This is a genomic window from Ensifer sp. NM-2 (assembly GCF_003024455.1).
Classification (GTDB): Bacteria; Pseudomonadota; Alphaproteobacteria; order Rhizobiales; family Rhizobiaceae; genus Ensifer; species Ensifer canadensis.
The window spans coordinates 107,184-127,495 of record NZ_PVZR01000021.1 but is presented as its reverse complement, the minus strand read 5'-3'; the positions used below and the strand labels follow the sequence as shown (position 1 = coordinate 127,495).

Below are 20,312 nucleotides of genomic sequence, written 5' to 3'. Positions count from 1 at the left end.
GGGGTGGAGCAGCCCGGTAGCTCGTCAGGCTCATAACCTGAAGGCCGCAGGTTCAAATCCTGCCCCCGCAACCAAATCAAAAAAAAAGCCCGCCAGGTAAATCCGGCGGGCTTTTTGGCGTTCTGGGACCAACTCCAAAGCGATGATCAGGCGGAAGGTATCGCCGGAACGGCAACCGGTTCAGCGTCCATTTTGACAAAACGAGAGCGGTATCTCGCCGAACTCGGTTGCAAAATTGTGACCGCTGCGATGATAGGCTTTCGATCATCGTCGCAACGAACTGGGTGTATTTTACTACTCAAGATATGTTACAGCGCCCAACGCCAGTGAGTGCGCTTAAAAAAACCGTATGTTGTCAACGGTTTGCCGGGACTGGTCCGATCGGATTAATCCCCATTTTCTCATGACATGATGCATGTTCGGGCATAGTATGCTGACCTTAGAGGTTGCAAACATCCTGGGGGTCGGCTCGTGTCCATCAGTTCAGGAACGCTGCGCCGCAAAGGGCGCAATGCACCCACCGGTATCGTCGTCGAACCGCATACTCTCGCCCGCACTGCCATTGTCACGCTGCTGGAGCGCGAACTGGCGGGGTGGACCTTCATCGACATGATCTCGACCGCGAGCCTGGACAGGGCACTCGGTATGGACATCCGTCTGATTACGCTGGATCTGGCGGGGAGGGACGTCGGAAGCAGCAGTCTGCGTTCCGATCTTGCGGCCATCTCCGAGCGTTTCTCCGATGCGCCGATCGCCTTGCTGTCGGACACGGACGATATCTCGATGGCAACGCAGGCGCTGCAGATGGGCATCCGCGGCTTCTTCACAACGTCGCTGCCAATCGAAATCGCTCTTGCGGGCCTCAGGTTGGTGCTGGCGGGCGGTGTGTTCTGTCCGCATCCGCTGGGGACCTTTGGCGATGGGACAGCGCTGAATTTGAGGCCTGAAGAGGCTGACCCCGCCAGGCGGCCGCGCCGCGACGATCTCCTTCATGCCGACTTCACGCCGCGGGAAACCGATGTTCTGGCTGAGTTGCAATGCGGCTCGTCCAACAAGGTTATCGCCGGCAAGCTGAACCTCTCGGGGCATACCGTGAAGATGCACCTCCAGCACATCATGCGGAAGCTGCAGGTTCAGAACCGCACGGAGGTCGTTGCCCGACTGGGCGGCAGGGCATCGCCGCGCAACGGATTGGCGATACCATAGTCGCTATCGTTATTTCGAGGCTTTCGCTAGCATCTCGCTCAGTGTCGCGGCCGTCAACATGGCTTCGGCCAGCAGTTTTTTCAGCTTCTGGTTTTCCAGCTCCAGCGCGCGTATGCGCCCAACGTCGAAGCCGACGGTTCGAAGCTGTGAGGATTGCCAGCGGTAGAAGGTCGGCTCGCTGATGCCATGGCGGTGGCAAACTTCCGCTACCGTCGCGCCGGTCCGATGTTCCCTCAGAATACCCATGATTTCGTCGTCGTCGAATTTTCGTTTGCCCATTATCGTATCCTTCGGCCGGATCAGGGGTGCCCGCGAGCCAAGAGTGGGGTGCGTCGGCAACAACGGAGCCGCACCTTCATTTGCACCGTGCACGGAGCCACCGGCCAAGGCTGTGTCAGTCCTCACGAAATGCTCTGTTGAAACTGTCAAGCAGTGGTCTCAATGCATAGAGCGCCACGCTGTTCGTACCCGTTTCGATCAGCGTTTGGGCCGGCATGCCCGCGACCAACTCGACCTCGCTCATCGTGGCCAATCGTTCATCAACGACATGGATCGTCGCGGCGTAGTAGGATTGGCCGGTCTGCTTGTCGACCAGACGGTCCGCCGAGACATATTCGACCTGACCTTTCAGCAGCGGGACCCGACGCTGGTTGTAGGGGAGCAGATGCACCTGCGCCGTGAGGCCGGGATGCACGAGATTGATGTCCTCTGGCCGGACGCGGGCGGTGACGATCAGGCGGCCTTTGCGTGGAACGAGATCGACAAGCGGTTCACCGGCGCCGATAACGCCGCCGGTTGTATGGACCCGCAAGTCCATGATCACGCCGTCCTCAGGCGCCCTGATCGCAGTTCGCGCAAGCTGGTCGTCGATCGCACGCAGCCTTTCGCTCAGTTGCAGGATCTGCGTTTCCGTTTCGCGCATGGTTTGCGCCACCTCGTTCAGGCGATCGCTTCGAAGCTTGACGAGATAGGCCTGGGCTTCGCTGATCACTTGATAGGCACGGGAGATCTGGGCGGCGCTTTCGCCGACCCGCCCGCTGATATCGGCCTTTTCCCGTTGCAGATTGAGGACACGGCTCTTCTTTTCCAGCCCCTTCTTGGTCAACGTCGTGACGCTCTCCAACTCCTGTCTGGAGATTTCGACACGTTCGCTCAGAGCCGCCTTCTGTGCGGTGAGACCGGCGACCTCCTGCTGCACCTGTTTCATCTTTTCTTCAGTGATCGCAATTTCGGCGCGCATGACCTGGCGGCGGGTTTCGAAAATCCGCTGCTGACCGGTGACGATCGCGTTGATCGCGGGATTGTCGACCATGGCGGCCAGCATTTCGGGCGGGTAGGTTATGCTGTCGGCATCGTCCTGCTCGGCAAGCAAACGCGCATGCCTTGCCTCCGCATCCCAGAGCTGCCCCTTCAGGCTGTCCCGCTCCGAGCGGAATTTGGTGTCGTCCAGGTCGATCAGGATCTGGCCGGAGGTAACGGTATCTCCGTTCTTGATGCGGATCTGCCTGATGATGCCGCCTTCGAGATGTTGGATGGTTTTGCGGCTGGATTCCGGTTCGACGACCCCCGAGGCGACTGCCGCGCTGGTAAGCGGTGCCAATGCCGACCAGGTGCCGAGGCCGACGACGAAAAAGCCGATGAGCAGATTGCCGGTCCTGGCGACGGAGCGAAGCCGCGACATCGGCGAGGCGGCGGCGAGTTCGATCGGCACGAGGCCGTCGGTCGGCGCATAGGTAAGCAATTTGCCGATTTGACCTTGCGCCTTTGCCAGATGATTGGCCGCGCTGCTTGCAACAGCGGATCGTGATGGAGGCCGGTCGATCTGTGCGGGGAGCATTGTGCGATCCCCCTCCTATGTTCCGGTCCGCGCCGGCGGTTGAAGATGAGTCTCAAAAATCTGTTCGCTGTCGCCGAAGGCGTCGACCGTGCCGTTGCGCAGGATGGCGATCTTGTTGGTGACAGGCAGAATTCCCATGCGATGGGTGATGACGACGACGATCATGCCGCGCGACCTCATCCGCGATATGGCGGTGAACAGCTTGCGCTCGCCGTCGTAGTCGAGGCTCGAATTGGGATCATCGAGCACCACCAGCGACGGATTGCCGTAGGCGGCGCGTGCCAAACCAAGCTGCTGGCGCTGCGCCCGCAGGAGCAGGCCGCCGCCTTCGCCGATATCGGTGTCGTAGCCCTTGGGCAGTCGCATGATCGTTTCATGCAAGCCGACGAGCTTGGCCGCCTCGATCGCCTTGCCGGGGTTGGATCCGTCCAGCCGGCCAATGACATCCTTGACGGCGCCGCCGAAGAGCTCGATGTCCTGCGGCAGGTAACCGACATGGCGTGTGCCCGCGCAAAGCCGCAGGGCGGAGATATCGACGCCGCCGAGAAGTGCACATCCGCTCGTGGCCGGCTCGACGCCTGCCATGATCCGGCCGAGCGTCGACTTTCCCGATCCCGATGGTCCGATCAGGGCGACGCAGTCGCCCGGCGCCAGGCGCAGGGTTACGCCCCGCAATATCTGGCGATCGGCATAGGGCAGGGTGTAGCCGACACTGTCGAGGATAAGGCCGCTCGGTTCCGGCACGGGAACCATGCGCGCGTCGCTGTCAGCGGCGACCGCAATCAGCATCTGATTGAGCCGTTCGAAGGCGCTGCGGGCAAAAGCAAAGGAGCGCCAGGCACCGATCGCCCCTTCGACCGGGGCAAGGCCGCGGCCGAGCAGCAGGCTGGCAACGAAGATGATGCCCGGACTGCTGTTTTCCTCGAGCACCAGCCAGGTGGCAGCACCCATCATCAGGATCTGCGTGAGCGTACGCACGGATTTTGACAGGCCAAGAATGATCTCGGTGCGCTGCATCGCGGCATCCTGTGCCTTCCTGGCCGCTTCGGCGTCGCGGTAGACGATCTGCGCGGCGCCGTCCTGCATGCCCATCGCACGGATAACCTGGATGTATTTGAGCGCGGTCGCAAAGCGCACGTAGCTGCGCGCAAGGGCGCGGTTGGCGTGGGTGAGCGGACGTCGGGTCGCCAGTTCGGTGAGGACGGCCAGGAGCAGCAGCGAGACGGCGCTCAGCACGCCGATCACGCCGAGCAGCGGATGGACGAGAAACAGCAGCAGCAGGAACACGGGCGCCCAGGGAACGTCGAAGAGCAGCGAACTTGCCGGCGAATCCAGAAACTGCCTGAGCGTCGACAGGTCCTTGTAGCAATCGGTCGCAACTGCGGTGCTGGTACGGGCGCCATATTCGAAGGAGGCCGTGAGAACCACCGGGCGCAACCGGTGATCAAGCCAACTGCCGATGCGCGACAGGGCGGCGCGGCGAACGATATCCAGGAGCGATCCGACCACCACGGCGACCGCAACGATCAGCGTCAGCATCACCAGCGTATCGGCGCTGCGGCTCGACAGCACGCGATCGTAGATCTGCAGCAGATAGATGGAGGGGGTGAGCAGAAAGAGATTGTAGCCGCAGCTATAGAGGAAGACCAGGCCAAAGGCGCTGGCGCAGGCCCTGAGGGCCATGACCAGATGCGTTGGTTCGCGCGGCGTGGGTGTCGAATTGGCTGTCATTATCAGATCTCGGTGCAATCGATTCTGACAAGGCAAGGGCTTGGCAAGACGCATGCAAGGATGAGGATCGTCGGCCGAAACCGGCGATCCTCATGAAAAATTCACGAACCGATGTCGTTGAGGTCGATCGATCCGAATGCGTTGATGAAATGGTCGAGCGCGTTCGAGACCGATGTGGTTTCGGTCGTGGTGTCTATGTCCGTTGACGTGTTGGTTTCCGTGAACGGATTGGTGTGAACCAAGGCCGAGGAGATATCGCCGCCCTGTGCAAGGTTGCCATTGCCGCCATTGCCGCCGACGCCGGCGAGAATGGTTGCATGCTGGTCGGCCAGGAACTGGGTGTTCTGCGTTGCCGTTGTGTCTGCAGCAACCGCTGCAACATTACCACCGCTGGTGTTGCCTTGATCGCCATTGGAATAGGCGTCGCCGCCGGCGCCGCCCGAGCCGTTGTTGGTCAGCACGGCCAACAGGCCGTCCCGTGCCTGGGCAAGTCCACCGTCGCCGCCGTCACCGGTTCCCCATCCGGCGTCCTGCCATACATGATCGCCGTTGTAGAGCTTGGTGTAGGCACCTTCTACCGTTTGTGAATTGGCGACATAGGCGACCGGATTGTAGTGAATATCACCATAGTTGAAGCCGTCGCCGCCGTTGCCGGCGCTTGCATCGCCAGCATTGGAGTCGGTGAGGTTGATCGTGTCAGATGCTTGCGGAATAGGCATAGCGTTGCTCCTCTAAGTATCGTGACCCCCGTGTTCTCTTAAGCGGTTCGGTGCCAGCGATACCGTTTGGCAGACGGGGTAACCGCGATTGAATGGTGAGCGCTATCGAGCGTGCGAACTAGCTGGATATTCGGTGACGTCCCTTTGGGCGGGGTATGGGGCGCTGGCTTGCCATGCGGGAGTGCGTGGTATCGGCGACAGACAAACGCACCCGACTGCGGGTGCGTTTTGACATTCGTGCCGGGTCAGGTTCGAAACGGACTGTGCGAGCTGTCCGACTTCAGATTCCATCGACAAGGCTGAGGATATCGTCCACGAGCGCCGAATGGGCATCCGACAGATTGCCCTCACCGCCAAGACCACCGACGCCAGCCATCTGTAGCGCGTGCTGGTCGAAGAGCACGTGATCAAGCTGCTGGGCATCGGCCGTGCCACCGGCCGGTACCGCAATGTTGATCGGGTGGAAATAACCAATGCTGACATCGACCATGCTGCCGTTCGAGTAACCGGACCCACCACCGCCAGCCATCTGGTCGCCGGTGAAGATCGTGTCGGACGACAGGTTGAAGCCACCGCCGGCACCGCCGATACCGGCGATCTGCACGCCGCCCTGATCGAAGATGGCGTTGTTGGTCTGGTGAGCCGAGGCGGCTCCGCCGGCCGCACCGATGGCGATGTTGATCGGCGAAAACACCGCCACGTTCACATCGATCATGCTGCCGATGAAGGTGCCGTCACCGCCGTGTCCGGCGAAGTTGTCGCCGGTGAAGGTGATGGATGTCCCATGGTTGGCGGATGTGCCGCCGCCGGCAATGTTGTGGTCGCCGCCCGATCCGCCGATGCCGCCGATCTGGGTGGCGCCTTGCAGCATTGCCGCGTTGTTGGCCTGATTGGCCGTCGCCGTCGATCCCGGCCCTGCCGCAACGGCGGTATTCACCGGGGCAAATACCCCCACATCCGTGCTGACCAGGCTGCCGATGAAGGTGCCGTGGCCACCGCCGCCGGCATTGCCGCCGCCGCTGCCCGCAAGATTGCCGCTGCCGCCGTCGCCTCCCATGCCGGCCATTTCGGTGGCGTGCTGGTTGATCAGGGCGTCATTGCCCTGCTGCGCATCCGCGGCCGAATGCGGGCCGGTGATAGCAGCGTTGGAGGGCATGAAAACGGCGAGCGTATTGCTGTCGAGGGTACCGATGCTGGTGCCATTACCCCCGGCACCGGCCGAATTGTGGTCCGGATCCGGAACGAGATCGAGGGGAAGCCAGGTGGGGACCAACGCGAGATGCCCGCCGGCAGCGGTCGCGACCGTGTTCTGATTGGTGTTCGCATTCGGCGCCGCTTCCGACAAGGGACGATTTTCCGTCATTGCCGTTTCTCCAATCCACGGTTCAGCCCAGGCCCTGCGATATCGCGCAGGACATGGGTCCGCATTAAACCGCTATTCTGAAGCCAGATGCTGGAAAAGAAGAGCCTGCAATTCGTCTACATCCAATTGGGCAGGACCCGGCCGTTTGGGCGTAGGGCGGCAGGCTCGTTGCGCCAACTTGGCACAACCTATGGTGTGTACCGTCGTGTGGTCATCATTTGTGCATTGAAAAAGAGAGAGCGTATGCAATAGTGTCAACCAACACTTGCGGCGGCCGATGCGCTGCCAACATATGAGACCAGCAGACAGGCAGATAGAAACCCACGCACCAGCAGGCAAGACAGGTGACGCAACAGTGCGTCCGAACGGGGAGGGGAAATGGCAGTGAAGAGTGTCATCCGTTTGCATCGATCGATCTGCTTCCTGGCGACTGCGTGTTTGTTGATACCGGAGCCCTACACTTACAACTTTAGCGCCTTTGCGCAGGAGCAGGCGGCCACCGATCCTTCGGCTGCCCAGCAGGCCGACGCGGACACGCCGGAGCCGCTCAGCGAAGAAGAGCTCGAAATCCTTGTCGCCCGCATCGCGCTTTATCCAGACGAACTGGTCGCGCTCATCGCGTCGGCTTCGCTCTTTCCGCTGCAGATCGTCGAAGCTGAGCGTTATCTTGATAACCTCAAGAAGAACAAGGACCTGAAGCCCAAGGACACGTGGGATGGCAGCGTCATTTCACTTCTGAACTATCCCGATATCGTCAAGATGATGAGCGAGGATATCGATTGGACGCAGTCCCTTTCCGATGCAATGGCCTACCAGCAAAAGGATGTGCTGATCGCCATTCAGCAGCTGCGCGACAAGGCGGTCGCTTCAGGCGTGCTCAAGACCGACGACAAGATGAAGGTCGTTCAGGAGAACGACAACGTCATCATTCAGGCGGCCAATCCGGAAAAGATCTATGTGCCGCAATACGAGCCGGAGATGCTCTACGCGCCAAACTATGCGCCCCAACCGTTGTCCTACTATCCCGAGCCCTATCCGAACTACTACTATCCAACGGCGACGTTCTTTGCCGGTGTGGTCACCGGCGCGGTGTTCGGTGCGATGGTCGATTGGGACGACTGGGGTGTTTGGGGTGGGCGCTACAATGGCGACATCGACGTCGACTGCAACAAGTGCTTCAACAACGTCGATATCAACGGCAAGGTCAAGTTCAACGACATCGACTGGAAGAATGTCGACCGCAGCAAGATCAATATCGACAAGGACCAGTTCGCCAAGTTCGACCGTTCGAACATGAAGAACAGCATCGAAGCCAACGGCAATAACAACATCCGCGACAAGGCCAAGATCACCAGAAGCGATGCGAGTGCCAACCTGCGCCAGAAGGTAGACACGGGCTCCTTCAAGGATCTGAAGGATGTTCGCAGCAACAAGATCGATGGTGCGAAGAACCGGCCGGCTAATGCAAGGCCGAACGCTGGATCCGCGGCGGCGCAGCGGCCCGGGAACATCTCGAAACCCGGCGGCGGTTCCGGCGGCAAGGCCAACCGACCGGCGAGCAAGCCGCGTCCGGCAGGAAAAGCCGACAATCGTCCGCGCAAGCCATCAGGTCTGGGCGAAGTGCGGCCGGGCAAGGTGACGCAAGTGCAATCGCGGCGCGGCGGCCAGGCGATGGGTGGCGGCGCCCGCAGTGGGGGCGTGCCGCATCGGTCCGTTGGACACGGCGGCGGCGGTGGGGCTCGCCATGGTGGTGGCGGTGGACGCGGTGGTGGCGGACGTCGTGGTTGAGCGCGAGAAACGGGAGGGTATGGTCATGACCAGGTATCATCGTCAGAGCATGATTTTCCGTTCGGGTGTCGGGCTGCTGCTGCTCGGCCTGTCGGGCTACGCCGGAGCGACGTTGGCGGCAGAGAGCCAGCCGGCCGAACTTGCAGACTATATCTCGCAGACCGATCCTCCCACCTTCGACGATTCGGACAAGGCGGCTTCAGCCTTCAAGGATGCAATGAGTTCGAGCGATTTCGGCAAACTTGCCGCGCTGCTGGGCCTTGATGCCGAAAAGCTGAAAACAGGCGAAGGTGTGATGAACACCTACGAACAGATCAAGGCGGGTGCCGCCAAAAAGGTGATCCTGACCGACGCGGGCGAAAACAAGATTGTCGAGATCGGCGATCAGCTCTGGCCCTTGCCCTTCCCGATCGTCAAGGGGGAAGACGGCAAGTGGGCGTTCGACACCTATGCCGGGATCGAAGAGATCATCAATCGCCGCGTTGGTGAGAATGAGCTTGAGGCGATCAACACGGCGCGAGCCTATGTGGACGCGCAGGAAGAATACACTCAAGAAGATCACGACGGCGATGGCGTGTTCGAATATGCCCAGAAGCTGATTTCGAGCGAAGGCAAGACCGATGGCCTCTACTGGCCGGCAGAGCAGGGGGATGGTGACAGCCCTGCAGGCGATCTTTCGCAGGCTCAATTGGACAAGGCCAAGGCCGACGAAGGCTATTATGGCTACCGCTTCAAGATCCTGACGCGGCAGGGCGGAAACATCGCCGGCGGCTCCTACGATTATGTCATCAACGGCAACATGATCGCAGGGTTTGGGCTGGTGGCCTGGCCGGTGAAATACGGTGAGACCGGCGTTCATACCTTTGTCGTCAACCGGAACGGCATCGTCTATCAGGCGGATCTCGGCGCGGACACCGCTGCGATGGCGCGCGATATCAAGCAGTTCAATCCCAACGACAACTGGACCATCACCGAGGATTGAGCGCCATTGAGTATTGAAGAAAAGGTTCGCAAGAGCGCCGAACAGGGAACGGCAACATCGCCGCGCCGCGATCTTTCGCCGGGCGAGTATCTCGCCGCGCATGGCGGGCCGTTTTTCGAATTGCAACGCCGGCTCGGGTTACTACGCGAACATGCGCTGAAGACCGGAAGGCGCGCGCTGTTGTTCGTAGCGCTTGCCTGGTTGGTGCCGTTGCTGCTTGGGCTGCCGCGCAGCTTTCTTTCCGTCGACGCGCCAGGCTCCTATCTCGGTGATCTGGGCGTCTGGGGCCGGTTTGCCATCGGCGTCGGCGCGTTTGTGCTGGCCGAACAGCAGGTCGAGCGCGGATTGCACATCAAGCTCGGGCAGTTCCTGAAGGCGCCGATCGTCGCGCCGGGCTCGGTGCAGGCATTTGGCGACGCCGTGACGGTTGCGCTTGCCCGCCGCGACTCGCGGCTAGCGGAGGCGGTCTGTCTTGGCTTGGCGCTTCTTGCCGCCATCTTTGCCTACCTCAACATGCGCACGTCGGGTGTCGCATCCTGGGCAGTCGACGTCTCCGCGGAGGGGCGGCGGATCACGGCGGCCGGCTGGTGGACGATCGTCGTCAGCCAGCCGCTGTTCGTGTTCCTGTTGCTGCGCGGGCTGTGGCGACACCTCGTCTGGGCGCAGCTTCTGCGCCGGATCGCTCGACTGGAACTTCGGCTTGTCGCGACGCATCCAGACGGCAATGGCGGGCTCTCTTTTCTTGCGAGCTATCCCAACGCCTATGTTCTCTTCATCTTCGGTATCAGTGCCGCGATAGGTGCTGCGATCGCCAAGCATCTGCTGCAGGAAAGCCTGACAACCACCACCTTCAGCACGATCGCAACCGGCTGGCTGGTGATCGTGCTGGCGCTCTTTGCCTACCCGCTGTCGGCTTTCTCGAAGCCGCTTGGACAGTTGAAGGAGCGCAGCCTGTTGATGCTGGGGACGCAGGCGACCCGCTATCACCGCTCAAACGAGCGGAAGATACTGGGCACCAATGTGGTGGCGGCAAGCACCGACGAGGTTCAGCAGCAGGCCGATGACATCGCCGACCCGACGAAACAGTTTGAAACGACGCGCAAGCTGTCGGCGATGCTGTTGAGCCGCACGGCAGTCGTGCCGGTGGCGGCAGCTGCCCTCCTGCCGATCGCCGCTGCCGGCGTCACCATTCTTCCCTATAAGGAAGTGTTCTCCGTCCTCAAGAAGTTGCTGTTGCTCTGAGCGGTGCAAACTTCCCGGTCATGGCGCGGCACCAAAGAAGGTGAGGCGGCTGAAGAGCACGTAGTGCGATTCCGATACCATCAGCGCGACGAAGACCAGTACCAGAAGCGGCGGCAGCAGGATCGCGTAGATCAACGCCAGACGTTCCCAGGCCATATGCATGAAGACGGCAACGATGAGCCCCGCCTTGAGCATCATGAAGATGAGGATCAGCGACCATCTGAGATAGCCCTGCAGGCCGACGTAATCGACCAGGTAAGAGAAGGTGCTGAGCACGAAAAGTAGGCCCCAGACCAGCAGATAGAGACCGATCGGGTGCTGTTGGTGCTCTTTGACCGCGATATGTGCCGGTGCGTCAGTCATGGCTGTTCCTCACCAGAGATAGAAGAATGCGAAGATGAAGACCCAGACGAGGTCCACGAAGTGCCAGTAAAGGCCGGTGATTTCGACGATCTCGTATTGCCCCTTGCGGCTGGTGAAAAAGCCGCGCTTGCCGGTTTCGAAGTCGCCGCGCCAGACCTTGCGCGCGATGATCAAGAGGAAGATGACGCCGATCGTCACGTGCGTTCCGTGGAAGCCGGTGATCATGAAGAAGGTGGAGCCGAACTGCGGCGCACCCCACGGGTTGCCCCAGGGCCGAACGCCTTCGGAGATCAGCTTGGTCCATTCGAAGGCCTGCATGCCGACGAACGTGGCGCCGAAGAGTGCCGTCAGCATCATCAGGATCGCCGTCTTGCGCCGGTCGTGGCGATAGCCGAAGTTGACCGCCATGGCCATGGTGCCGCTCGATGAAATCAGCACGAAGGTCATGATGGCGATCAGGATCAGGGGGACGTCCGAACCGCCGATATGCAGCGCGAAGACCTCGCTCGGGTTCGGCCAGGGGACCGCGGTCGACATGCGCGCCGACATGTAGGCGACGAGGAAGCAGCCGAAGACGAAGGTATCGCTCAGGAGAAAGATCCACATCATGGCCTTTCCCCAGGAGACATTCTTGAAGGCGCGCTGATCCGATGCCCAATCGGCGGCAAAGCCGGCGAGACCCGAAGGCCGGGGCAAGGGCTCTGTGACAGGTGCATGTGTCGGCGCGGACATGGGCGGCTCCTAGGTCAAGATTTGCCGGCAGAGGTCGATGAAGTCGTTGGCCCAGCCGGAAAACAGCGCAAACAGCACGAGCCAGACAGCGAGCATGAAATGCCAGTAGGTGGCGCAGAGCGTGATTGACAGGGTCGCCCTTTCATCGATCGGCCCCTTGCGCGTGGCGAGAATGGTGCGGGCAAGCGCGATCAGGCCGCCGACGATGTGCAGGCCGTGCATGCCGGTGATCATGTAGAAGAAGCTGTTGGCCGCATTGCCGGTGAGGAGGTATCCGGCATCGGTGAGCTCGCGCCAGGCGAAGACCTGGCCGACGAGGAAGCCGAGGCCCAAGGTAAGGGCGGCGATGAGCGCCGTGCGGCTTGCTTCGTCACGGTGGCGTTCGGCCGATACCTTGGCGGCATGAAGCATCAGGCTTCCGGCAGCGAGCACCGCCGTGTTCAGCCATAGGAGAGTCGGCATCGGCGTCGACCACCAGTCGGTCGATGCCATGCGCATGAAGTAGGCGCTGATGAACAGGGTGAACAGCGCGCCGACGACGGCGAGAAAGACGCCGAGGCCAATTTTGGCCGGTTCGATCGGGTGGCGGCCCTGCGGGCGCGGGTCGTGGTGGTGGCCGACCTCCAGCCAGGGCTTCGACATCATCCGCTGCTGCGACAGCCACCATCCCGCGATCGCCGCGATGACGGCGAGGAAGATCAGTGTCACGCTCATGTCGCGGTCTCCCGCGTCAGGTTGTCGGGGCCGGGCTGGTTCTGTGGGATGAAATCCTCCGGTGCGCCGGGCACGCTATAGTCATAGGCCCAGCGATAGACCACCGGCAGATCCTTGCCCCAGTTGCCATGGCGTGGCGGCGTTTCCGGCGTCTGCCATTCGAGCGTCGTTGCCCGCCATGGATTGCCGCCGGCCTCGCGGCCGTGGCGAATGCTCCAGACGAGATTGAAGAGGAAGACGATCTGCGCCGCGCCGACGATGAGCGCAACGATGGTGATGAACTCGTTGAGCGTGTGGGCCGAGGCCGGGACAAAGGCGGTTTCGCCCATCTCGTAGTAGCGCCGGGGCACGCCGATCAGGCCGAGATAGTGCATCGGGAAGAAGATGAGGTATGCGCCGACGAAGGTGACCCAGAAATGAAGCTGGCCCATCGCCTCGTTGAGCATGCGGCCGGTGACCTTCGGATACCAGTGATAGATGGCGCCGAAGATGACGAGGATCGGCGCGACACCCATGACCATGTGGAAATGGGCAACGACGAACATCGTATCGGAAAGCGGCACGTCGACGACGACGTTGCCGAGGAAGAGGCCGGTCAGCCCGCCATTGACGAAGGTAACGATGAAACCGAGCGCAAACAGCATCGGCAGGTTGAGATGGATATCGCCGCGCCACAGCGTCAGCACCCAGTTGTAGACCTTGAGCGCGGTCGGCACGGCAATGATCAGCGTGGTTGTGGCGAAGAAGAAACCGAAATAGGGGTTCATGCCGCTGACATACATGTGGTGCGCCCAGACGACGAAGGAAAGCGCGCCGATGATGACGATCGCCCAGACCATCATGCGGTAGCCGAAGATGTTCTTTCGGGCATGGGTACTGATGAGATCGGAGACGATGCCGAACGCGGGAAGGGCGACGATGTAGACTTCGGGGTGGCCGAAGAACCAGAAGAGATGCTGGAACAGGATCGGGCTGCCACCGCCATGCTGCAGCTGTTCGCCCATTTCGACGATCGCCGGCATGAAGAAGCTGGTGCCGAGCACCCGGTCGAACATCATCATGACGCAGGCGACGAAGAGGGCGGGGAAGGCGAGCAGCGCCATCACCGTCGCGGTGAAGATGCCCCAGATCGTCAGCGGCATACGCATCAGCGTCATGCCGCGTGCGCGGCCCTGGAGCACCGTCACCACATAGTTGAGCCCGCCCATGGTGAAACCGATGATGAAAAGGATGAGCGAGGAGAGCATCAGCACGATGCCCCAGTCCTTGCCTCCGGGTGTGCCTGAAAGCACGGCTTGCGGCGGATACAGCGTCCAGCCGGCGCCGGTCGGTCCGCCGGGGGCAAAGAAGCTGGCGACCAGCACGAGCACGGCGAGAAGGTAGAGCCAGTAGCTCAGCATGTTGGCGTAGGGAAACACCATGTCGCGTGCGCCGAGCATCAGCGGGATCAGGTAGTTGCCGAAGCCGCCGAGAAACAGCGCGGTCAGCAGGTAGATCACCATGATCATGCCGTGCATGGTGATGAACTGGTAGTAACGCTCCGCATCGATGAAGGCGAAGGCGCCGGGAAAGCCAAGCTGCAGGCGCATCAGCCAGGAGAGAACCAACGCAACCATGCCGATGGCGATGGCGGTCGAGGCATATTGCACGGCGATGATCTTGGCGTCCTGGCTGAAGACATAGCGCGTCCACCAACTGTGGGGATGGTAGAGTTCAACATCCTCCACCTCGGCGTGTCCGAGCGCGCCATCTGTGCCTGACCGGATGTCGACCATCTATACTCTCCCAATTGCCGTCGGGGCGCCTCCTACCGCGCCGGGGCGGCATTTTCTGCCTGTGCCGTTTCCTTCGTCTGCGCTGCTGCCATCAACTGCGAAAAGGTCTGCTGGCTCGCGAGCCAGGTCTGATAGTCCTCCGCGCTGTCGACGACGACGGTACCGCGCATCTGCGGGTGGCCGACGCCGCAGAGCTCCGCGCAGAGCACTTCGAAGGTGCCGGTGCGCGTGGGGGTCAGCCAGAAATAGGTCACCATGCCGGGCACCATGTCCATCTTGGCGCGGAACTCCGGCACGTAGAAATCATGCAGCACATCGACGGAGCGCAGCAGCACCTTGACCGGCTTGCCGATCTCGAGGTGCAGCTCGCCGCCTTCTATGACGACGTCATCCAGGGCGGCCGTGTCGTTGCGGTTGAGGCCAAGCGAATTTTCCGGCGAGACGTCGCGTGTCTCGGAGGTGCCGAGCTTGCCGTCGACGCCGGGCAGGCGGTAGCTCCACAACCATTGTTGGCCGACGATTTCGACCTCGCTAGCACCGTCGGGAACGGTGACGAACTGATGCCAGACGAACAGGCCAGGCGTCAGCATGGCGGCGACGCCGAGCGTCGTGCCGGCGGCAAGCCAGCTTTCGAGCTTCTTGTTCTCAGGTTCATAGGCCGCCTTGTTTCCCGGGCGGTGCCGAAAACGCAGGACGCAGTAGGCCATGAACAGGACGACGGCGACGAAGACGACGCCGGTGATCCAGAAGGTGATGATGAGTGTATTGTCTATGTAGTTCCAGTTGGACGCGATCGGCGTCCACCACCATGGGCTCAACAAATGGAACAACACCGATCCGGCGGCCAGCAAAACCAGAATAACCACCACGGCCATTTCTTGTCCCTCCTCGCCGCTCGCGGCTGTGGGCATGAATACGCAATCCGTAGAGTTCTAAATGCAATTATTGCACGAACGGAAAATACTCGCAATTGACCGTTCGGTTGAGCGTCTGCCGGCAACTCAACCCATTTCGTCTACTGCGAATATTGCTTGAGATAGGCGAGCAGGTTGGAGATATCGCCTTCGTCCTTCAGGCCGGGAAAGACCATCTTTGTGCCCTTCACTTTCGCCTTCGGATTGTGGAGATAATCGCGCAGCGTCGCCTCGTCCCAGACAAGCCCACCCTTGCCGGCATCGATCATCGCCGGCGAATACTTGAAGTCCGGATGCGTGCCGGCTGTTCTGCCCAGCACATGATTGAGCGAAGGACCGACCTTGTTGGTGTCGCTGTCGGCGACATGACAGATGGCGCATTTCTTGAAGACGGTCGCGCCGGCCCCCGCATCGCCCTCTTGCGCGAGGGCGGCGACGGGACAGAGCAGCGTTGTCGAAAAGGCAAGGGCAACAACAAAATTTCGCATGACACTTCCTCAATATCGCCGGGCGCGGGGCAAGGAAGGCTATCGTCAATTCATCGTATTGGCGGTACTTGCTTCTCTCAATTGGGCGCCACGGGCGGTTGATACTTGCGACGGCATGACGGTACGCCTCGTCCGGAAGATGTCAATCTCCGGTCTTGGGCGATATCGCTCGCGCCGCGTCACTTTCCGCCAGCCGCTACGGCCGGCGCGGCAATCAGACCCGATTGCCGGCGGCGTCGAAGAAATGCAGTCGCTCGGGCGGCAGTCGTACCGGGATTTCGCCGGCTGCATTGAGGAAAGTGCGGTCGTTGGTAAAGGCCTTGAAGCTGGCCTTGCCGAAGGACAAATGCAGGATGATGCCGAAGCCGGTTGGTTCGACCAGGTCGACCGTTGCCTTCAGCGCATCCGGCGCCGTGGTGCCGAGCTCGACATGTTCCGGCCGAATGCCGAGCGTCGTGCTGGCCCCGTCAATCAGTTCCGCATGCACTTGCGCCGGAATGGTTACGCCGCCCGCAGTCTCGAAACGTGGCGCTTCGCCGTTTCGGTAGGTGCCTTCGAAGAAGTTCATGCCGGGCGAGCCGATGAAGCCGGCAACGAAGAGGTTTGCCGGACGGTCGTAGAGATCGAGCGGGCTGCCGACCTGCTGCACGAAACCGCCGTTCATGGCGACGATCCGGTCGGCAAGTGTCATCGCCTCGATCTGGTCGTGGGTGACGTAGATCGAGGTGGCGCCCAGATCCTTGTGCAGCTTCTTGATCTCGGCGCGCATCTGTTCGCGCAGGCGCGCGTCGAGGTTTGACAGCGGCTCGTCGAAGAGAAAGGCCTTGGGTTCGCGCACGATGGCGCGGCCCATGGCGACGCGCTGGCGCTGGCCGCCGGAAAGGGCGCGCGGGCGACGCTCGAGCAGCGGGTCGAGACCGAGCTTCGACGCAGCACCGGAGACGACGCTGGCGATCTTTTCCTTGGCCGTCTTCCGGAGCCTTAGGCTGTAGCTCATGTTGTTGGCGACCGACATATGCGGATAGAGCGCATAGGACTGGAACACCATGGCGATGTCGCGGTCCTTCGGGGCCAGTTCGTTGACGCGTTTTCCGGCGATGCGGATTTCGCCTGACGTCACGCTTTCAAGGCCGGCGATCATGCGCAGCAGGGTGGACTTGCCGCAGCCGGACGGGCCGACCAGCACGACGAATTCGCCGTCGCCGATCTTCAGGTCCACATCGTGCAGGACCGGGTGGATGCCGTAGGATTTACGGATGTTGGCGATATCGATGGAAGCCATGGTGGTATCCTCAGCCTTTGACCGCGCCGGCCGTCAGGCCCTGGACGAGATAGCGTTGAATGAGCAGGAAGAAGAGGCAGGCCGGGATCAGCGCCAGCACGCCGGCGGCCATCATCTGGCCGAAGTCGACCGAGAATTTCGACACGAAGGACAGCAGCCCGACCGGAAAAGTCGCCTGGTCGTTGCCCGAGATCAGCATCAGCGAAAACAGAAGCTCGCTCCAGGCAGCGGTGAAGACGAAGCCGAGGGTTGCGGCAATGCCCGGAAGCGTCAGCGGCAGGATGATCTGGCGGAAGGCCACGAACTGGGTTGCGCCGTCGATCATCGCCGCCTCTTCGAGATCCTTCGGAATACCGTCGAAGAAGGACTGCATCAGGAAGGTGGCAAACGGCACGTTGAAAGCGGTGTAGACGATGACGAGGCCGGTCAGGCTGTTGGTGAGGCCGAGCGGCGACAGGATCTTGAAGATCGGTGCGACGAGCATGACGAGCGGGAACATCTGCGTCAGCAGCATCAGCGCCACCAGCCAGTACTTTCCGCGGAAGTTGAAGCGCGACAGCGCGTATCCCGAGAGCGAGGCAAGGATGGTGACGATGATCGCCGTCGAGCCCGAAACGATCAGGCTGTTTTTGAAGAACACCGGGAAGGCGCTGTGGCGCAGCACGAAATCGAAATGCTCGAGGCTGGCGCGCGAAGGCCACATCCGAATGCCTTCGGAGTAGAGCAGGTCGTTGGGCGTGACTGCGACCTTCAGCAGCCAGTAGAGCGGGAAGAGCGCGAAGGCGATATAGGCGAGGATCGCCAGTCGATGTGCGGCTACGAGAAGGATGGGTTTGGCGCGCATGGTCTCAATCCTTGCTCAGCAGCCATTGGCGCAGGATGACAATCAGCATGGAGTAGGCGAGCAGCAGTGCCAGAAGCACCAGCGCGATCGCCGAAGCGTAGCCGAAGTCGAGCCGCTTGAAGGCCTGGGTGAAGATGTAGCTGGCGACGATCTGGGTGCGATCGGCCGGACCGCCATTGGTCATGACGATGATCAGGTCGGCGAAATTCGAGATCCAAACGGTGCGCAGGAGAATGGTGATGGCGATCGTCGGCGCCAGGAAGGGCAGGGTGATCGACAGGAACCGCTGCACCGGGCCGGCGCCGTCGATGCTGGCGGCTTCATAGAGATCACGCGGGATCGCCTGGAGGGCGGCAAGCAGGGTGATGGCGAAGAACGGGATGCCCCACCAGACATTGGCGATGATCGGCCCCCACATCGCCAGATGCGGATCGGAAAGGATGTTGGACGGCTCGCTCATGATGCCGAGCGCGTAGAACCAGTGTGGCAACGGTCCGACGACCGGATTGAACAGCCAGGACCAGTTGAGACCGGCCAGGAAGCTCGGCACCGCCCAGGGCAGGAAGACGAGCGCCTGCGCCAGGCCTCGGCCGTAAAACGGCTTGTCGAGCAGCAAAGCGAGGATCAGCCCGAGGAAAAACTGCAGGAAGACCGAGGCGCCCGTCCACCACAGCGTGTTGCGCAGCGCCCGGTAGAAAGCCTGGTCCTGCGACAGCGCCCGGAAGTGGTCGAGGCCGATGAAGGCGCCGGAGAATGGATTGAGCAGCTGAATATCGCGGAAGGCGTAGGAGACGCCGAGCGCCAACGGCACCAGCATGACGGTGACGATCAGGATCAGCGCCGGCGCGCTATAGAGATAGGGCGCAGCACCATCGGTGATACGCTTCATCAGCGGCCGGCGTGCGGGCAGGCCGTCATGGCGGGCGGCATAGGCCATCGGTCGAAATTTCCCCTGTGCGGCCGCCGGTTTTTTGGCGTGCCCTGTTCTCAACATATCGAGTGACCGGCGGCGGTGAGGTCCGCCGCCGGTCGAAGGCTCACTTCTTGGCGAGGTGCTTCTGCTGCGCCTTGGTGAGGTACTCGGCCCACTGGTTGGCGAGATCCGTCGGCGTGATGTCGCCGAGTAGGGCTTCCTGCGTCGTCTTGATCGCCAGCGAATCCTTGAAGAAGGCGAATTCTTCGAGGTAGGTCGGCATGACCGTCAAAACGACGTCCTTGTCGGCAAGCTCGTCGAACCAGCCCTTGAACTGCGGGCTCGCATAGAACGGATCCTTTTCCGCCGCCTTGTGGACGGGCAAGGCACCGGTGCGCTTGTTCCACTCGATGTTGCCTTCGGGCCCTTCGAGCGTTTCGATCAGCTTCCAGGAGAGGTCCTTGTTCTGGCTCGCCGCAAGCATCGACCAGCCGGCAAAGCCGATGGTGGTGAAGGCCTTGCCGCTCGGTCCCTTCGGCATGGTGGTGACGCCGAAATCTTCCGACTTCATCCGCTCGGCAATGGCGATCAGCGCGTCCGGGTCCTGGTCGAGGAAGGCGCAGGTGCCGCTATAGAAGCCGGCGACGATTTCGTTGAAGCCCCAGTTGACGCTGTCCTTCGGCGCCAGCCCCTTCTTGTAGAGGTCGATCACCCAGGTGAGACCGTTGACCCAGCCTTCGCTGTTCATGGTCGACGTGCCGTCCTCATTGAAGAATTTGTTGCTGCCGGCCATGGTCGCGCCGAACATCACCCAGCCGTTGAGGCCACCAGGACCGCCGCGCAGGCAGTAGCCGGATTTGCCCGGCAGCTTGGAGACGGCTTCCGATGCCTTGACGAAATCGTCCATGGTCTTCGGCGGTTCGCTGACGCCGGCCTCCGACAAGAGCTTCTTGTTGTAGAACATGGCGCGCAGATAGAAGCCGTAGGGCAGCATGTAGGCGGTGTTCTTGATGTCGCGGCCGAGCTCGAGCGTACGCTCGGTCAGGCCCGGCGTGTGCTCCCACTTTTCGAGATAGGGCTCGAGGCTTTCAAGCATGCCGTTGTTGGCATAGAGCGAAAGCCAGGTGTCGGGCATTTCCATCACGTCGGGCAGCTCGCCGGCCGAAACCATGGTCGCGAACTTCTGGAAGGCTTCGCCCCAGGGCAGTGAGATGATCTCGACCGTGGTGCCCGGATTTGCGGCTTCAAACTTGGCGACGATCGATTTCAGCGTTTCGGTGCGCTCGGGGCTGGTGATGACCTCGACCAGCTTCAGCTTGGTATCGGCCAGTGCACTTCCTGCCATCAGGGTGGCAAGCAGAGTGGCGGTAATCAGTTTCCTCATATTTGTTCCCTTTGTTTTTTGATGGTTGATCCACA

19 protein-coding genes are annotated in these 20,312 nt (G+C 61.3%); 4 read left to right on the top strand and 15 right to left on the bottom strand.

Annotated elements, in window-relative coordinates:
- Positions 1 to 471 precede the first annotated feature (471 nt).
- Entirely contained in the window at positions 472 to 1,206 is a 735-nt protein-coding gene (locus tag C6558_RS30625; protein WP_107028055.1) for a response regulator transcription factor, read from the top strand.
- A 9-nt stretch (positions 1,207 to 1,215) separates the two neighbouring features.
- Here C6558_RS30625 and C6558_RS30620 read toward each other — a convergent pair whose 3' ends face one another.
- From C6558_RS30620 to C6558_RS30600, 5 genes are all read right to left on the bottom strand, one after another.
- Complete coding sequence (locus C6558_RS30620; RefSeq protein ID WP_128090485.1) at positions 1,216 to 1,593, bottom strand: transposase; 378 nt, start codon at positions 1,591 to 1,593, stop codon at positions 1,216 to 1,218.
- A 7-nt stretch (positions 1,594 to 1,600) separates the two neighbouring features.
- Positions 1,601 to 3,043, bottom strand: coding sequence for an HlyD family type I secretion periplasmic adaptor subunit (locus C6558_RS30615; protein WP_025428207.1), 1,443 nt, complete (start codon positions 3,041 to 3,043; stop codon positions 1,601 to 1,603).
- Between the two features lie 15 nt (positions 3,044 to 3,058).
- Positions 3,059 to 4,774: a type I secretion system permease/ATPase gene (locus C6558_RS30610; RefSeq protein WP_025428206.1), complete on the bottom strand. Its 1,716-nt coding sequence runs from the start codon at positions 4,772 to 4,774 to the stop codon at positions 3,059 to 3,061.
- 101 nt (positions 4,775 to 4,875) lie between these two features.
- Positions 4,876 to 5,493 carry a hypothetical protein gene (locus tag C6558_RS30605; RefSeq protein ID WP_025428205.1) on the bottom strand — a complete coding sequence of 206 codons (618 nt, stop codon included), beginning with the start codon at positions 5,491 to 5,493 and terminating at the stop codon, positions 4,876 to 4,878.
- A 280-nt stretch (positions 5,494 to 5,773) separates the two neighbouring features.
- Positions 5,774 to 6,856: a hypothetical protein gene (locus C6558_RS30600; protein WP_025428204.1), complete on the bottom strand. Its 1,083-nt coding sequence runs from the start codon at positions 6,854 to 6,856 to the stop codon at positions 5,774 to 5,776.
- Positions 6,857 to 7,234: 378 nt separating this feature from the next.
- Between C6558_RS30600 and C6558_RS30595 the strand changes: the two genes are divergently transcribed.
- The 3 genes from C6558_RS30595 to C6558_RS30585 are packed head-to-tail and all read left to right on the top strand — an operon-like array spanning position 7,235 to position 10,868.
- A complete protein-coding gene (locus C6558_RS30595; RefSeq protein WP_025428203.1) occupies positions 7,235 to 8,644 on the top strand; it encodes a DUF3300 domain-containing protein in 1,410 nt (469 codons plus the stop codon).
- 25 nt (positions 8,645 to 8,669) lie between these two features.
- Positions 8,670 to 9,626, top strand: a complete 957-nt coding sequence (locus tag C6558_RS30590; RefSeq protein ID WP_025428202.1) for a DUF2950 domain-containing protein — start codon at positions 8,670 to 8,672, stop codon at positions 9,624 to 9,626.
- A 6-nt stretch (positions 9,627 to 9,632) separates the two neighbouring features.
- Positions 9,633 to 10,868 (top strand): hypothetical protein, encoded by a 1,236-nt coding sequence (locus C6558_RS30585; RefSeq protein WP_025428201.1) that lies wholly within the window; start codon positions 9,633 to 9,635, stop codon positions 10,866 to 10,868.
- A gap of 18 nt (positions 10,869 to 10,886) precedes the next feature.
- Here C6558_RS30585 and C6558_RS30580 read toward each other — a convergent pair whose 3' ends face one another.
- From C6558_RS30580 to C6558_RS30535, 10 genes are all read right to left on the bottom strand, one after another.
- Positions 10,887 to 11,231 carry a cytochrome C oxidase subunit IV family protein gene (locus tag C6558_RS30580; protein ID WP_025428200.1) on the bottom strand — a complete coding sequence of 115 codons (345 nt, stop codon included), beginning with the start codon at positions 11,229 to 11,231 and terminating at the stop codon, positions 10,887 to 10,889.
- 9 nt (positions 11,232 to 11,240) lie between these two features.
- Complete coding sequence (locus tag C6558_RS30575; protein WP_025428199.1) at positions 11,241 to 11,963, bottom strand: heme-copper oxidase subunit III family protein; 723 nt, start codon at positions 11,961 to 11,963, stop codon at positions 11,241 to 11,243.
- Positions 11,964 to 11,972: 9 nt separating this feature from the next.
- Complete coding sequence (locus C6558_RS30570) at positions 11,973 to 12,677, bottom strand: cytochrome c oxidase subunit 3 (RefSeq protein ID WP_025428198.1); 705 nt, start codon at positions 12,675 to 12,677, stop codon at positions 11,973 to 11,975.
- The gene (gene ctaD / locus C6558_RS30565; RefSeq protein ID WP_025428197.1) at positions 12,674 to 14,452 is read right to left on the bottom strand and encodes a cytochrome c oxidase subunit I; all 1,779 of its coding nucleotides are present in this window, start codon (positions 14,450 to 14,452) and stop codon (positions 12,674 to 12,676) included. Before ctaD ends, C6558_RS30570 begins: the two co-directional genes overlap by 4 nt.
- 32 nt (positions 14,453 to 14,484) lie before the next feature.
- The gene (locus tag C6558_RS30560; RefSeq protein WP_025428196.1) at positions 14,485 to 15,327 is read right to left on the bottom strand and encodes a cytochrome c oxidase subunit II; all 843 of its coding nucleotides are present in this window, start codon (positions 15,325 to 15,327) and stop codon (positions 14,485 to 14,487) included.
- Between the two features lie 140 nt (positions 15,328 to 15,467).
- The gene (locus tag C6558_RS30555) at positions 15,468 to 15,854 is read right to left on the bottom strand and encodes a cytochrome c family protein (RefSeq protein ID WP_025428195.1); all 387 of its coding nucleotides are present in this window, start codon (positions 15,852 to 15,854) and stop codon (positions 15,468 to 15,470) included.
- Between the two features lie 214 nt (positions 15,855 to 16,068).
- Entirely contained in the window at positions 16,069 to 17,136 is a 1,068-nt protein-coding gene (locus C6558_RS30550) for an ABC transporter ATP-binding protein (RefSeq protein WP_025428194.1), read from the bottom strand.
- A gap of 10 nt (positions 17,137 to 17,146) precedes the next feature.
- The gene (locus C6558_RS30545; RefSeq protein WP_025428193.1) at positions 17,147 to 17,980 is read right to left on the bottom strand and encodes a carbohydrate ABC transporter permease; all 834 of its coding nucleotides are present in this window, start codon (positions 17,978 to 17,980) and stop codon (positions 17,147 to 17,149) included.
- Between the two features lie 4 nt (positions 17,981 to 17,984).
- Positions 17,985 to 18,917 (bottom strand): carbohydrate ABC transporter permease, encoded by a 933-nt coding sequence (locus tag C6558_RS30540; RefSeq protein WP_025428192.1) that lies wholly within the window; start codon positions 18,915 to 18,917, stop codon positions 17,985 to 17,987.
- Positions 18,918 to 19,017: 100 nt separating this feature from the next.
- The gene (locus C6558_RS30535) at positions 19,018 to 20,277 is read right to left on the bottom strand and encodes a sugar ABC transporter substrate-binding protein (RefSeq protein WP_025428191.1); all 1,260 of its coding nucleotides are present in this window, start codon (positions 20,275 to 20,277) and stop codon (positions 19,018 to 19,020) included.
- Between the last annotated feature and the right edge of the window lie 35 nt (positions 20,278 to 20,312).

Bases quoted from the DNA above. Each gene is read 5' to 3' on its own strand.
- C6558_RS30615 (WP_025428207.1), bottom strand. From the start codon at position 3,043: ATGCTCCCCGCACAGATCGACCGGCCTCCATCACGATCCGCTGTTGCA.
- C6558_RS30610 (WP_025428206.1), bottom strand. From the start codon at position 4,774: ATGACAGCCAATTCGACACCCACGCCGCGCGAACCAACGCATCTGGTC.
- C6558_RS30605 (WP_025428205.1), bottom strand. From the start codon at position 5,493: ATGCCTATTCCGCAAGCATCTGACACGATCAACCTCACCGACTCCAAT.
- C6558_RS30600 (WP_025428204.1), bottom strand. From the start codon at position 6,856: ATGACGGAAAATCGTCCCTTGTCGGAAGCGGCGCCGAATGCGAACACC.
- C6558_RS30595 (WP_025428203.1), top strand. From the start codon at position 7,235: ATGGCAGTGAAGAGTGTCATCCGTTTGCATCGATCGATCTGCTTCCTG.
- C6558_RS30590 (WP_025428202.1), top strand. From the start codon at position 8,670: ATGACCAGGTATCATCGTCAGAGCATGATTTTCCGTTCGGGTGTCGGG.
- C6558_RS30580 (WP_025428200.1), bottom strand. From the start codon at position 11,231: ATGACTGACGCACCGGCACATATCGCGGTCAAAGAGCACCAACAGCAC.
- C6558_RS30575 (WP_025428199.1), bottom strand. From the start codon at position 11,963: ATGTCCGCGCCGACACATGCACCTGTCACAGAGCCCTTGCCCCGGCCT.
- C6558_RS30570 (WP_025428198.1), bottom strand. From the start codon at position 12,677: ATGAGCGTGACACTGATCTTCCTCGCCGTCATCGCGGCGATCGCGGGA.
- ctaD (WP_025428197.1), bottom strand. From the start codon at position 14,452: ATGGTCGACATCCGGTCAGGCACAGATGGCGCGCTCGGACACGCCGAG.
- C6558_RS30560 (WP_025428196.1), bottom strand. From the start codon at position 15,327: ATGGCCGTGGTGGTTATTCTGGTTTTGCTGGCCGCCGGATCGGTGTTG.
- C6558_RS30555 (WP_025428195.1), bottom strand. From the start codon at position 15,854: ATGCGAAATTTTGTTGTTGCCCTTGCCTTTTCGACAACGCTGCTCTGT.
- C6558_RS30550 (WP_025428194.1), bottom strand. From the start codon at position 17,136: ATGGCTTCCATCGATATCGCCAACATCCGTAAATCCTACGGCATCCAC.
- C6558_RS30545 (WP_025428193.1), bottom strand. From the start codon at position 17,980: ATGCGCGCCAAACCCATCCTTCTCGTAGCCGCACATCGACTGGCGATC.
- C6558_RS30540 (WP_025428192.1), bottom strand. From the start codon at position 18,917: ATGGCCTATGCCGCCCGCCATGACGGCCTGCCCGCACGCCGGCCGCTG.
- C6558_RS30535 (WP_025428191.1), bottom strand. From the start codon at position 20,277: ATGAGGAAACTGATTACCGCCACTCTGCTTGCCACCCTGATGGCAGGA.